The sequence below is a fragment of the Haloferax sp. DFSO52 genome (assembly GCF_048158745.1).
In the GTDB taxonomy this organism is placed as follows: Archaea; Halobacteriota; Halobacteria; order Halobacteriales; family Haloferacaceae; genus Haloferax.
This window is the reverse complement of record NZ_JBLOPB010000002.1, coordinates 570,999-583,867: the sequence shown is the minus strand read 5'-3', so window position 1 is coordinate 583,867 and position 12,869 is coordinate 570,999. Positions and strand designations below refer to the sequence as shown.

Below are 12,869 nucleotides of genomic sequence, written 5' to 3'. Positions count from 1 at the left end.
AAGTTAGCCGGCCGGCGTCACCCGGTTCCCACTCGTCTGGTTCCCACTCTCAGCCCACGATGGTGCTTCGACCGTCGTGGTACCGACCGAATCGTACTCGAACCAGACGGTGACGCCGAGTCCGTCACGGGTCTCGTAAGAGGCCTGCATCGACCGAACGAATCCACTTTCTTCGACGAACGCAGTGAACGCGTAGTCACGAGAGCGAGGGAAATCGGTTCCACTCCCCTCGATTCGGTACACGACGACACCGTCGACGACTGCCGAGTCCGCCACTCGCGACTGCTCAGTCGAGAGATACCAGTCGATGTACCGTTCGGCACGAATTGCGTGCCTCCCCGGGCCGTCGAGCACTTCCGGGTCGAGGACGCGGACGGCGACACCGTCTGGTTCGGCCGGTCGGCGAGCGTACCGAAACGCCCCGTCGGCGTAGGAGTCTTCTGAGGCAGTCGGCCGTGGGAACGCCCTGAGCCCCGACCAACTGACGTGTTGAACCTCGGAGGTGTAGACGTGCGGTTCTTCCACCCGAACGACTTCGACTTCGCGCCCCGTCTCGTCGCCGGCAATCGACTCACGATAGCCAATCGTCCACTGATACGATTCGTTGGCCACCACGTTCCGGTGGGCCGCAGCAAGCACCGAGGCGTTCTCGATACCGTCTGTCGTCACACCGGGAGCGACGACCCGTGGTTCGGGTGTCGGTGTCGGTGCGGGTGTCGCCGTCGCAGTCGATTGGTCCGACTCTGGTTCCCCGCCGAACCGCGGGGCGACACCCGGAACACCCGCAGTCGCGACGATGGCGACGACGAGGAGTGCGACGACGGCGACGACGACCAGTACCGACCGGGTCGAGTCGGCACGTGGTACGTGTACCGAAGACGACGCAGGCACGTCGTCGAGAGACACGCCGAAGTGCGTTTCGACGAGTCTGTCGCCGTCAGCTGCCGGGAGGCCGTAGCGAACCAGTTCGTAGAGTTCGTCCAGCGAGATGACGCGTGCACTGGGTGCAGACAGCGGCGTGAGTGCGACGACGACATCCGCATCAGCCGGAATCGTAGGTCGCAGTCCGAATCGACTGCCAGTGACCACCGCGATTCGTTGCGTCTGTGTGGCGCGGCGGGCGACGACGAGCGAGTCTTCGAGCGTCGTCTCCCACCCGCGTGCGGCCCAGACATCAGCGACGAACCGATGACGCTCGCTCGCCGTGGCCGCACGGAAAACGTCGCCGAAGTACTCACGTCGCCTCGAACCCATCTGTCTTCACTTGGCACTCGTGTCGAATAGACCCACCGGGGGTGCGCACCCTGCGACCGACAGCGCAAAGTTCGGTCGGTTGCAAGCACCTGCGATGAGTGAGGAGTCCGAGCGACCCAAGCCAAGCGACTTCGGCACCGACGAGAACGCGCCGCCGGTCGAAGAAAAGCCGTACAAGATAATCTTCGAGGCGAACAAGTGCTTCGGAGCAGGTCGCTGTGCAGAAGTCGCAGACAACTGGGAGATGGACCTCGAAACTGGCCTCGCCCGCGCGAAGTCGTACTTCGTCGGTGAGGACGAACTCGACGAAAACATCCGCGCTGCAGAGGTGTGTCCCGCGAAGAAGGGCCGCGGCGTCATCCACGTCATCGACCGCCGAACCGACGAGGAACTCTCGCCAGATCCGAACGGCGACGGGTCGCTGTCTGTCGACTGGTGAAACGAAAGCACTTTTCTATTCCACCGAGAACGGTCAACTGCGCGGGGGTGGCTGAGCCAGGCCAAAAGCGGCGGACTTAAGATCCGCTTCCGTAGGGATTCGCGAGTTCAAATCTCGTCCCCCGCACTTGTGCCGACGAACGTAGGTGAGGAGTGCCAAGTGCGGACAGAGAGATTCGAACCAGGGAGCGAACGAACGTGAGCGACCGTGGTTCGAATCTCGTCCACCCCGGGCCGGACTCAGATGAGTGCGACGACGAGGGTGTACGCGACTGCGCCACCGAGAAACGAGAGGAACCGGCCCCGTCGCGGGTGCGGAAGTTCCTCCTTGATGACGTTGAGGATGATGCCGCCGGAGACGAACGCGAACAGCCCGGTAATGACGAGCGGTTGACCCAGTGTGAGGAACCCGACTGCGGCACCCGCGAGGGTCGCACCCGCGAGCACCCACCGCCCCACGCGGTCGTACCGCGCCCCGAGGTGTCGGCGTATTCCGTGGTCGGTGATGGTGAAGTGCAGTCCCATCGCGACGGCGTACAGCAGGAGGTTGACGACTCCCGGGAGTTCCTGGTGAAACAGGAGGTACCCGATGAGACTGCTATAGAGGGCGAACACGGCGGTGTAGGCCCAGAACACGGCTGGCGGCGGCGAGGACTGCTCGGCCGTGGTTCGGGCGACGAGGACCTCCAGCCCGTAGAACACGACGAACCCGGCGAAAGCGACACCGTATATCGCCTCTTCGGTGACAGAGCCCGCGGTGACTCGCGGGTCCTGGGCCGCGAAGTGCGCTACTTCGGGCAAAAGCAGGACGAACACGTACGCGACGGCCGCTCCCCCGGCGGCAGATAGGGCCGACCGACCCGCCCCCGTGTCGGTGTCGACTCCCTCACCGACGAGGAGGTGGACCGCCGCCAGCGCGACGGCTGACAGAGAGGCCACAATCGGGAGTGACTCGAACGCCACCCCGGGGACCTGTGACGCGAACAACATTTCTGTTAGGAGAGTCATCGCCGCCGGAGATAAGTCTTCGACTCCCTCCTCGGCGGAGGCCACGCTGGGAGCGTGTACCCCGGTTACCGACCATCACGGCCCTCGTCGGTCGGCCCCAAACAGAGAGTGAGATGGTCTCTCGGCGTCTTCGCCGCCTCGCTCTATTCACACGTGTTCCAGAGTGTTCAGGTGCTGGATGCGAGAGTCCACGTGTGCGAATAGCCACGGCGTGGTTCGTCTAGGATACGTGGCTGACCGACTCGCGCCCTGTATTCAGCACGTCCTCAGAAACTATCGACAGAAAGGAAATCCGGACAGAACGGCGTCAGTAGATTTTCGACCCACCATCGTCGGCAGGGTGCGAGGACCCCGAGTCCCGCACGCCGTCGACGAGCGTGACGAGTCCGCCGAGGAACCACCCGACTGGAACCGCGAGTGCGAACCACATACCGACGTACGCGACCCCTTGCAACTCGAACGAGGCGCGAATGAACGCGGCGATGCCGGCGAAGTCGAGGACGTTGTTCAGAATCCAGATCGCGAGCGACGTCGAACTCGGGAAGACGATCGACGCCAGCGTGGGTGAGTAGAGCGATGCGACGACCGGTGGGAGGAAGATGGCAGTCACTCCCAGCGGATACGCGAGCGCGACTGTGGTTGCGCGCCCATCGAGCCGTCTGAAGTAGAGTGCGACGACCGCAGAGATGGTTGCGACGACGCCTGCGACGACGACGGCGACGAACCCCTCGAACGCAATCGGTGAGATGTACGTCGCCGCCGAGAAGAGCCCCCAGACGACGACCGAAAAGAGCGCGACGCCGGCGAAGCCGAGTCCTGCGGTGAATCGGTCGAGTCGGTGGGCGTAGAACCGAGTCGCCAATCCGAGAACGAAGAGTGGGTACACCACGGTGAGAACGAGCGCACCGAGTACGGCCCACAGATAGTAGGCGACGGTACCGCCGGTACTCTCTGGTCTCCGGTTTTCGACGACCGAATTGCTCTGGTCCCGTGCGAAGACGATGTCCATCCACGACGTGTGCAACCATCGAACGTCGATTCGCATCCCACTGACCATGGCGAGGAGCCACGCTGGAAGCCACCAGGGAGTCCGGTCCCAGTCGCCACCCATCGGGTCGGTCATGTGGAGTCCGCCGTACCGAGTTCCGTCCCTTCGGTACGCAGGGATTGTTGATGATTGAGCGCCGTCTGCTGTATCTCCTTGATTCTATCTACGTCAGTGACGTTCGAGAACAGAATCACGGTGGAAAGCGACGACGACCTTTCGTTCGGTTCGTCTCCAGCCATCACTTCGACGATGTCTGCTTCTTGTTCGAGCCAGTACCGACCGCCCTCGAAGCCCTTTCGGGAGAGTGTTCGAGCGGGCCCTGTGAGGACGATTAGCGCCCGGTCTGCGCTGGAAATCTCACACGGGAGCGTGAGCTTCGACTGGGCTGCTTGGCGAACAAGTCTGTTGATTTTCGCAGCGTCGGTCGCCCCGTCTTCGTCGTCGGTGGTTTCGTACGCCCATTCGGGTTCGGGCATCCACGAAAACCGAGAGCTCACCGACCGGACCCACGAGCGGACGCCGCCGGCCTGTTTGAGGTCACTCGACGCGTAGCCGATAGACGAGATGCCGCCTGTGTCGAGCGTCCGCATGATGTCGCTCGGATCCATCCGATTCTCGGAATCAGTGGCGTTCTTGAACTCGCCCGCTGCGAACAGTGTGACGAGGCGTTTGGCCAGCGCGACGTTCATGCGCTCGAATCCACTGCCAACCGAGTCGGTATGGTCGTCGCGCGTGTCTTCGGCCGGACTGGTATTCTCTCCGTCGGCTGTACTGGCGTCCTCGTCTTCGTCTGCACCGGACTGTTCGTCGTCTGCTGTGGCATCGTCCAACCGACCCACGGTGGCGAAGTCTGCATCCTCCCACGCGTCGTTGTCGAAGGCGATGACGTTGTCCGCCTTGGCGACGTACGACTGGAGCGTCCGCGCGGCGGTCAGCGCCACCTCTTCGCCTTCCGATTCGCTTGGAAGCACGCCGACGGCGTAGATTGGCTCGTCACAGATTTCCTTCAACTGGTCGATGACGACTGCGCCGGCACCGCCACCGGTCCCGCGTCCGAGTCCTGCGAGCACCAGAACCCCGTCGATTTGGTGGAACTCGATGAGGTCGAACGTCCGGATGATGTCGTTCTTCTCTTCGCGTGCGATTTCGGCTGCCAGGTCAGGGTCGCCGTCGATATCCGACCCATCTGCCTCCCAGTAGACGTCCCCAATCGTCAGTCGCCGCTCTTCGGGGACGTGTTCGGGCGCATCGAACTCGGGTTGGGTCGAGTTGATGAGGAGCGTGTTTCCGTGGCAGAAGTTTCGGCCGGTGGACTGCTCGAACTCCAGAATCTGGTTGGTGATGCGACTGCCCGCGTGACCGACGCCGATGACTGCGAGTTTCATCGGACCACTCCCTGAGAGGTGTGTGTTCCCCCCCGGTTCACGGGAGTCATGGTCAGATGACCGGGTCGATTTTGCCGTCCTTGTCCGTGATCAGGTCGGCGATTTCTTCTTCGCGGACGGCCTCTTGTTCGGCAATCTTTTCTTGGGCAGCGACTGCCTGTTCCTGAATCGTTTCGATGCGTGGCGTTTGCGTGACGTTCGACAGCAACACCACAGCAGAGAGCGCATTGGCGTTCTCTCGGGGGTCGTCGCCAGCGAGAACCTCGACGGTATCGACTTCGTTTTCGATCCACTCACGGGCGCTCTCGAGTCCCTTCCGAGAGAGTTCGGACGGCGGTCCGGAGAGGACGATGAGTGCTCGGTCTGCGCTCGAGGGTTCACACGGCAGCGTGAGTCGGGAGTTGACTGCCCGACGGACGAGGCCGTTGATTTTCGCGGCGGAGTTGGACGTGTCGTCGACTTCGTGGTCCTCACGGAACCGCTTCATGAAGCCATCGCTGTTGTCGACCGACGTCGACGCGTAGCCGATAGACGAGATGCCGTCCGTGTCGAGCGTGCGGATGATGTCGCTGGAGTCCATCGCGTTCTCGGCGATGGTCGGTTCGTCGTACTCGCCGGCACCGAGGAGGGTGACGATACGAGTCGCCAGTTCGCGGTTCATGCCTTCGTAGCCTTCACCGACCGTCTGGTCTTTCGACCGCCACGCGTCGTTGTCGAAGGCGATGAAGTTGTCCGTGTTGTTGACGAACGACTGGAGGGACCGGGCCGCGTTGAGGGCCGGTCGGCCACCTTCGTACTTTCCGGGGAGGACACCCAGCCCGTACACTGGTTCGTCGTACATCTTCTGCAGTTCGTTGATGACGACTGGACCGGCACCGCTGCCGGTTCCGCCGCCGAGCGACGCACAGACCAAGATGGCGTCTACCTCGTGGATGTCCACGTCGTCGAACGCTCGTCGAATCTCGTCCATGTCGTTTCGGGCGACTTCGGCACCAACGTCCACATCGCCACCGACACCGTGGCCTTTGGCTTTCTGGTGTGTGTCTCCGATGAGAATCCGTCGGTCCTCCGGGATGTGGTCCGGTTTGGTGAGGTCTGTCCGAGCGGTGTTTATCACCATCACGTGACGACAGAGTTTTCGGTTCGTGAGCGATTCGAATTCGACCATCTTGTCGACAATTTTGCTGCCTGCATTGCCGACACCGATTACGCCTAATTTCATGGTTGGATTGCGGCCTGGGTCGGTTCTCTATGGGAACGGCTTACTCGGAGTATTCCTTCGGTAGAATCAATCCGGACACCACCCGTGGATTAGAGTCCACCCCAGTTGATTTTGGATGCAAACCAAGAGCATTTAAGCGATTTGGCCACATGTCAACTATCTAAGTATACTGTGTGGAAGATAAATACCGCAGTTATCGCCCCTCAAACGGCTCGAATGTGCCAAATTCAACGTATTGGGGGAGTTCAAACATCCGATGGTATCGCGCTGGGGTGGAGTTCACAGCCTTCGAGAGAGCGACACTCACCGCAGGCGAGAACACATCCACACGACATGTTATGTCGTCTCCGCACCAACACTCATGGATGACCTCGACTCGTGACCACCGGTATTCGGAGGGAGGTGGATTCGGAAACCCGTACGAGGGGTTCGACCTCGACCCCCCCGAGCTTCGAGCGAACACCCGGCTCGTCGACCCGGCAGACGATTACGTCCTCGCCGACATCCTCGACGAGTCGCAAATCGTTCCGGAAGCAGTCGACGTTCAGAAACTCGTCGAGATTGGGTTGGCGTACGTCGCTATCGAAGAGTACGGACAGGCGATCGACAGCTTCGGTCGAGCGATCGCGTATGCCGACGAAGACTCACACGAAGCACAGGAGGCGTGGGTGAACAAAGGCGTCGCGCACGCACAGCTTGGAGAGTACGACGAAGCGATCGGTGCCGCCCGAGAGGCGCTCAGAATCGACGACGACAACGACCACGCGGCCATCGCGGAGATGAACCTCGCGTACGCGCTGTGGGAGCTCGGTGACTCGTCGAATCCGCTCGAACACGCAGAACGGGCGGTCGAACTCGACCCGCGAGACGCGCACGCGTGGTACAACCGTGGCTTCTTCCTCGCAGAGCGTGGTCAGTTCGAAGAAGCGGTTCGCTGCTTCGACGCGGCACTCTCGCTCGGACTGCGTGACGTCTCGGTCACGGGTGAACGAGAACGCGCACTCGACAAACTCCAGATAGTCGAGACGGAAGAACGCGAGGCAGAAACCGACCGTGGCGAACGCGTAGTCGAGTCAGACGGCGACAGCGTCGACGAGCGCGGCGAGTAGTCCCGCCTCCACAACTTCTTTTGTGGATGCGCTAATGACATGTAATTACACCGTGTTTCCACAGAATGGTCCGACGAGGTACGACGCTGCACTCTTTGGAATGGCACTCTGCTTCGTCGCTGGTCTCGGAGGCGGAGTGCTCTCGACGCTCCCGACGTACGTCGCGACGGGCGGGGGTGCGACCGGGGCGGCAGCAGTCGCACTCGGTGTGACAGCGAGCGACCTCTCGTAGGGGTACTGAGCGGTGCGGAAAACCGACAGGTCATCGTCTGGAGTGTTATCAATATCGATAGCTAGTGGGGCAAGATTTTACGTCTTATTTTCGAGCGGACGAATAAGATGAAACTCGCCACCCTCGTGCCGGAGGTTCTCAGACGCAGTTACCTCCGAAAGTTTCTGCTCGTCATCCTGTTGGTGGCGGGAGTCCTTGGCGGATTCGGCTTTTACGTCTCTGATATGGTCGGCGAAGAGGTCAGAGGAGACGCCCACACGAATTTAGAGATGGTCGCGACGTTAGAGGCAGAAGAGCTATCGAGTTGGGTAGACGGCTACTCACGGACGGCTCGAATGCTCTCAGAGTACGATGCGATTCGGTCTGGGAACGAAGAAGAAATCGACGGTATTCTCGATTATGAGAAAAAGAATCTCCCTGACGAAGTGCTCGCCATCCACTACATCAAACCATCGAACCGGAACATCGTCCGAAGTACTGACAGCGTCTTGGAGACCAAGACTGTCGAGGACCTCGACATCTCGTGGACGACGGGGTCGCTGACGATGGTCGACCCGAATCAGGTCGCGGTCTCCGAAGTGTACCGATACGGTGGTGGCGAACGACTCGCGTTCATGAGTCCTGTCGCTGGTCGAGACGCCGCCGTGATGGTCGTCGTCGACGCGACCAAACACGCAGGGACGCTCAGCGAACCAATCGAGGGGTCACACACGAGAGTCGTCACCGACGACGGGGTCATCGCCTTCGACAAATACGGGAGCGATATCCTGACACAGTACCGTGACGGCGACCAGACACCGGCACTCGACGCGGCAATCGGTGGCGAATCGGGTGTCGTCGAACGAGACGGGTCGGTCGTCGCTCACGCGCCAGTCACGGGCACGAACTGGGCAGTCATCGTCGAGGCCCCGCCCGAAAATGCCTACGCAGTGGCGCAGTTCGTCGAACGAGATATCGCCATCCTCATCGGCGTCGCACTCGCTGGTCTCGGTCTCATCGGCACCGTCATCGGTCGCGGGACCGTCGTCTCGTTGCGCCGACTCCAAACGCGCGCCGAAGCACTGGCGAGCGGTGACCTCGATGCCGACCTCAGCACCGCTCGTGTCGACGAGTTAGGAGCACTGAGCGACGCATTCGGTGAGATGCGAGACGCGCTTCGGAACCGCATCGAAGCAGCAGAGGAGGCGCAAGCAGACCTCGCAGCCGCTGCCACCGATTATCGAGAGACGATGGACCGTGCCGCGACGGGAGATTTGACCGTTCGAACGTCGGTCACACCGGACGACGATGCGATGGCTGGTGTCGGTGAGGGCATCGACGCGATGCTCACAGACCTCGAAGAGACGATTGGACAGGTCGCGACGTTTGCGAACACGGTCAACGCCGCCGGCGAGCGCGTCACCGCCGGAACCGAAGAGGTCACTGCAGCATCCGACCGTGTCGAACAGGGAACGGCCGATATCTCTGATGGTGCAGTCGAACAGGCGACGCTCCTGACCAACGTCTCCTCGGAGATGCAGGACCTCTCGGCGACAGTCGAAGAGGTTGCGGCATCGGCGGACGAACTCGCGTCACTCGCCAGTGAGGCCACCGAGCATGGGGAATCTGGTCGCGACGCCAGCGCCGCCGTCCACGACGAGATGGCGGCTATCGACGCCCGCGTCGCCGCCGCCGCAGACGGTGCCGAGACCCTTCGCGGAGACGTTGCCGATATCTCCGAGGTGGTCGACCTCATCGACGAGATCGCCGACCAGACTAATCTGCTCGCCCTCAACGCCTCTATTGAGGCCGCACGTGCAGGCGATGCAGGAGCCGGGTTCGCTGTCGTCGCAGAGAGTGTGAAGTCACTCGCCGAAGAGACAACCGAAGCGACGAGCGAAATCGCCGAGTCGATACACGAAGTCGAGGCGGCGGCAGACGAGACAGTCGCAGACGTTCGCGCCGCGAGAGAACGCGTCTCGACCGGTTCCGAGACGGTTGCCGAGAGCGTCGAGGCCATCGACGAAGCAGTGGACCGACTCGAGGAAGTCGACATCGGCGTCGCCGCGATAGACGACGCTGCAGACTCACAGGCGTCGGCCGCACAGTCGGTTGCTCGTCTCGCGGACGAAGCAGCCGAAATTGCATCCGAGGCACAGACCGACGCAGCAGCCGTCGCCAGCGCGGCACGCGACCAGAACGAGACGATGAGTGGCGTCGCTGGACAGATGCAAGAACTGTCGACCACGACAGACGAACTCCGGTCGCTCGCCGGCCGGTTCGAGGTTCGAACTGGCGTGGAATCTGGCACTGACGCCTCGATTGCGGACGGTGATTTCGAATCACAGGACGACACGGACACCGAGTCGATGGACGCCGAGGTGCTGTCGTCGCCGACGATGGCCGAACTCGCCACCGATGGGTCGGGAGACGACGAGTAGACGCACCGTCGTCTGCAGTTTCGACAGTGTAGCGACTCGGGAGTCGGTGGACGATGTACAGAACAGACAGCCACGGAACAGACATCGACGTCACTCGGCGAGACGACAGCACGAAAATACGGACTCACCGCTCGAAGCGTTGGGTTCGTCAGAAAGGGATAGGCAACCGCACGGGAGCGGCCCGCGCGGGAATTGCCACCCTAGATTGGTCCCCGCTGACGCTTCGGCCCTCCAAAGCGAAGCGTCACCTGAAAGGAGTGCGGCGAGATACTTAAATATGCCGCCATTCTGTCCACTCAGACGCTGTCTGTCGGTTAGACGCGACTCCGACGCAACGAACTTTTCTCCCGTGAGACCATTCTGTTGGCTATGAGTGAAGACGAACTCCCCGGCCGAGTTCACCGGGCATTCGGGGACCACGGGTCGTTCGAACAGGTCGACGACCGGACGTACGAGTCGGTGACGACGCCATTCGAAGGCGTCGTTTGCGTCGCCACGCAAGACACAGGACACGTCGAGTTCGACGTGGCGGTTCGTGTCCCGATGCTGTCGGCAGTCGTCGCCGACGACGTGGCTGAAATCGTCGAAGACGGCTGGTACGAAACGTTCGAACTCCGACTCGAAGATATCAACGGCGTCATCGCAGGCGACCACGAACTCGACCCGACCGTTCGTCGCGTGGCCGACGAAGCAGTCGTCGAGACGACGTTCACTGACATCAACGAACGACGTGGCGTCGACGATGCCGGTGCAATCATCGACTACGTCGAAGGAACGTTCGTCGAAGGCATCATCCCCGGATACGAGTACACCGAACCGGTGACGAGCATCCTGAGCCGGGCACGGGACGTTGCTGGCACTGGGTTCTAACCTGGCACTGGATTCTAACGCACTCTGGCCGCATCGGCACGATGCGAGGTCCCGAAAAATGTGACTTGGGGGGGTTGTTGCGTGGTTCTCGCGTGTGCCCCTGCCACGTGTACCCTCGCGAACCCCTTGCGCGCCACAGCGAGTTTCCTCGCTACCCCTATGTGCGGCGGCAAGCCCTTCCGTACTCCGGTATGTTCGTCGGGCTGCCAGACACACCCGTCGTCGACGGGGTCGTCAATGCCCGGTGTCGAACGTGCTGTCGGTGAGGCGTCTCGCCAGTCGTTGTGCGTTGGCGACTGCCCCACTCGGACAGTATCTGAGAATTTCGACTCCGCTACATCAAAATTTTGGCCAGATAGGCGACGTTTTCAGATGGATGTAGGATACTAATCAGTAACAACAGGGGTTCATGCTCTGCTGTGGGGAGACGGTAGACAGAACGAAACGAGTGGGCAGAATGGAAGGGTTAGACAGATCAGAACGAGTGGAAAGAACGGAACGAGTAATCAGTAGGGACAGTCGAGAGAGTACGAGGAGAATACCGGCCGAGGGCGTTCGGATGGGAGGGAGGCAGCGACGGCGACTGTGCTGTATCTCGCTGACTCAGTCCATCGCGATGTAGGTCTGTGTGTCTTCGATGCCCTGGACCGCCTGGATACCACCGGCGATATCCTTCACGTCGGCAGGTGTCCCGACGTCCACCTTTACGATGAAGTCGATGTCGCCAGCGACGATGTGTGCACTCTCGATTCCGTTGTCGAGGGCGAGGAGTTCCTCTTTCAGGTGGTCGATTCCATCGGTCACGGCGGCGGCTTTCACCATGATGTAGGCGTGGACCATCGTCACGCACCTCCCGCCGCGAGGACAGCATCGTCACCGACGAGCAGTTGACGAACGTCGTCGAGGACCTCGAAGTCGGCGAGGACGGCAACCCGGTCGCCAGTCTCCAGGGAGTCGTCAGGGAGCGGGATGCCCATCGGTTTGTCTTTCTTGCCGAACGCGAGGAGTCGCGAGTTCGCCGGGAGTGCGACCTCTTCGATACTGTATCCGTTCATCGGTGACTCCTCAGTCACCGTCACGAGGATGACCTGCAGATGCTGTGCGATGTCTGCAATCGCCCGAATCGACCCGCCGAGCAGTGCGTTCTTCGCGCCGATGGCACCGAGTCGCTCGGGGTAGACGATTTCGTCGACTTCGTGCGCGTACTTCTTGTAGACCTCTTCACGGTAATCTTCGTCGATGCGGAGGACAGTCCGGCAGCCGAAGTGCTTGCCGATCATACACGCCGCGAAGTTCACGTTGAGGTCCGCCGTGAGCGCACCCAGTGCGTCGGCGTCCTCGATTCCCGCTTCGAGGAGTACCTCTTCGTGGGAACCATCTCCTTCGACGACCTCGAAACCCCGTTCTTGCGCCTGCTTGACGCGATTGGGGTCTAACTCGACGAGAGTGATCTCGTGTCCTTCCTCCCGAAGGACACGGGCAGTGCGCAGACCAACCCGTCCAGAACCTATGATAACGAACCGCATACGAATACGGTATGTCGGGGGAGGCAAATAACCTTCCCCCGTTTCGGTGAGTCAGTCGGTATCGGGTGAGGCAAGGCTTTTGCATGATGTGGTAGAATATGACACGCATGGTTCACGCCTTCATCATGGTGAAGACTGGCGCTGGGGAGTCCGAACAGTTACTCGGGCCAATCCGCGAACTCGAGACAGTGACGGAGGCACACATCGTCGCCGGCGCGTACGATATCATCGCCGAAGTCGACACCGAGGAGGTGTACGAAGTGCTGAAAACGTCGTCGAGTCGAGTACAGGGACTCCAGGGCGTCACCGACACGAAGACGTACATCTCGCTGGACGAGTAACATCGCTATTCTCGGT

General features: G+C 61.2%; 13 protein-coding genes and 1 tRNA gene. 7 read left to right on the top strand and 7 right to left on the bottom strand.

Features of this window, described 5'->3' with window-relative positions:
- Nucleotides 1-3 precede the first annotated feature (3 nt).
- Nucleotides 4-1,254, bottom strand: a complete 1,251-nt coding sequence (locus tag ACK3SC_RS12410; protein WP_416840504.1) for a hypothetical protein — start codon at nt 1,252-1,254, stop codon at nt 4-6.
- 94 nt (nt 1,255-1,348) lie between these two features.
- Between ACK3SC_RS12410 and ACK3SC_RS12405 the strand changes: the two genes are divergently transcribed.
- Together ACK3SC_RS12405 and ACK3SC_RS12400 are read left to right on the top strand one after the other, a co-directional pair.
- Nucleotides 1,349-1,693, top strand: coding sequence for a ferredoxin (locus tag ACK3SC_RS12405; protein WP_416840503.1), 345 nt, complete (start codon nt 1,349-1,351; stop codon nt 1,691-1,693).
- A 41-nt stretch (nt 1,694-1,734) separates the two neighbouring features.
- Nucleotides 1,735-1,819: transfer RNA gene (locus ACK3SC_RS12400), tRNA-Leu, on the top strand.
- 113 nt (nt 1,820-1,932) lie between these two features.
- Here ACK3SC_RS12400 and ACK3SC_RS12395 read toward each other — a convergent pair.
- From ACK3SC_RS12395 to ACK3SC_RS12380, 4 genes are all read right to left on the bottom strand, one after another.
- On the bottom strand, nt 1,933-2,682 hold the full coding sequence (locus tag ACK3SC_RS12395; protein WP_416840502.1) for a hypothetical protein: 750 nt from the start codon (nt 2,680-2,682) through the stop codon (nt 1,933-1,935).
- A gap of 325 nt (nt 2,683-3,007) precedes the next feature.
- Nucleotides 3,008-3,823, bottom strand: a complete 816-nt coding sequence (locus ACK3SC_RS12390; protein ID WP_416840501.1) for a hypothetical protein — start codon at nt 3,821-3,823, stop codon at nt 3,008-3,010.
- The gene (locus ACK3SC_RS12385) at nt 3,820-5,133 is read right to left on the bottom strand and encodes a tubulin/FtsZ family protein (RefSeq protein WP_416840500.1); all 1,314 of its coding nucleotides are present in this window, start codon (nt 5,131-5,133) and stop codon (nt 3,820-3,822) included. The genes ACK3SC_RS12390 and ACK3SC_RS12385 overlap by 4 nt, the downstream gene beginning before the upstream one ends.
- 52 nt (nt 5,134-5,185) lie before the next feature.
- Nucleotides 5,186-6,355, bottom strand: coding sequence for a tubulin/FtsZ family protein (locus tag ACK3SC_RS12380; RefSeq protein WP_416840499.1), 1,170 nt, complete (start codon nt 6,353-6,355; stop codon nt 5,186-5,188).
- Nucleotides 6,356-6,720: 365 nt separating this feature from the next.
- On the opposite strand from ACK3SC_RS12380, the gene ACK3SC_RS12375 reads away from it, so the two are divergent.
- From ACK3SC_RS12375 to ACK3SC_RS12360, 4 genes are all read left to right on the top strand, one after another.
- Nucleotides 6,721-7,464 carry a tetratricopeptide repeat protein gene (locus tag ACK3SC_RS12375; protein WP_416840498.1) on the top strand — a complete coding sequence of 248 codons (744 nt, stop codon included), beginning with the start codon at nt 6,721-6,723 and terminating at the stop codon, nt 7,462-7,464.
- Nucleotides 7,465-7,564: 100 nt separating this feature from the next.
- Nucleotides 7,565-7,696: a hypothetical protein gene (locus ACK3SC_RS12370; RefSeq protein ID WP_416840497.1), complete on the top strand. Its 132-nt coding sequence runs from the start codon at nt 7,565-7,567 to the stop codon at nt 7,694-7,696.
- Between the two features lie 107 nt (nt 7,697-7,803).
- Nucleotides 7,804-10,116, top strand: a complete 2,313-nt coding sequence (locus tag ACK3SC_RS12365; protein ID WP_416840496.1) for a methyl-accepting chemotaxis protein — start codon at nt 7,804-7,806, stop codon at nt 10,114-10,116.
- 369 nt (nt 10,117-10,485) lie between these two features.
- A complete protein-coding gene (locus ACK3SC_RS12360) occupies nt 10,486-10,986 on the top strand; it encodes a DUF5813 family protein (RefSeq protein ID WP_416840495.1) in 501 nt (166 codons plus the stop codon).
- Nucleotides 10,987-11,589: 603 nt separating this feature from the next.
- Here ACK3SC_RS12360 and ACK3SC_RS12355 read toward each other — a convergent pair.
- Complete coding sequence (locus ACK3SC_RS12355) at nt 11,590-11,826, bottom strand: Lrp/AsnC ligand binding domain-containing protein (RefSeq protein WP_416840494.1); 237 nt, start codon at nt 11,824-11,826, stop codon at nt 11,590-11,592.
- Between the two features lie 2 nt (nt 11,827-11,828).
- Nucleotides 11,829-12,512 carry a potassium channel family protein gene (locus tag ACK3SC_RS12350; protein ID WP_416840493.1) on the bottom strand — a complete coding sequence of 228 codons (684 nt, stop codon included), beginning with the start codon at nt 12,510-12,512 and terminating at the stop codon, nt 11,829-11,831.
- Between the two features lie 107 nt (nt 12,513-12,619).
- On the opposite strand from ACK3SC_RS12350, the gene ACK3SC_RS12345 reads away from it, so the two are divergent.
- Nucleotides 12,620-12,853, top strand: a complete 234-nt coding sequence (locus ACK3SC_RS12345; RefSeq protein ID WP_416840492.1) for an Lrp/AsnC ligand binding domain-containing protein — start codon at nt 12,620-12,622, stop codon at nt 12,851-12,853.
- Nucleotides 12,854-12,869: the final 16 nt, after the last annotated feature.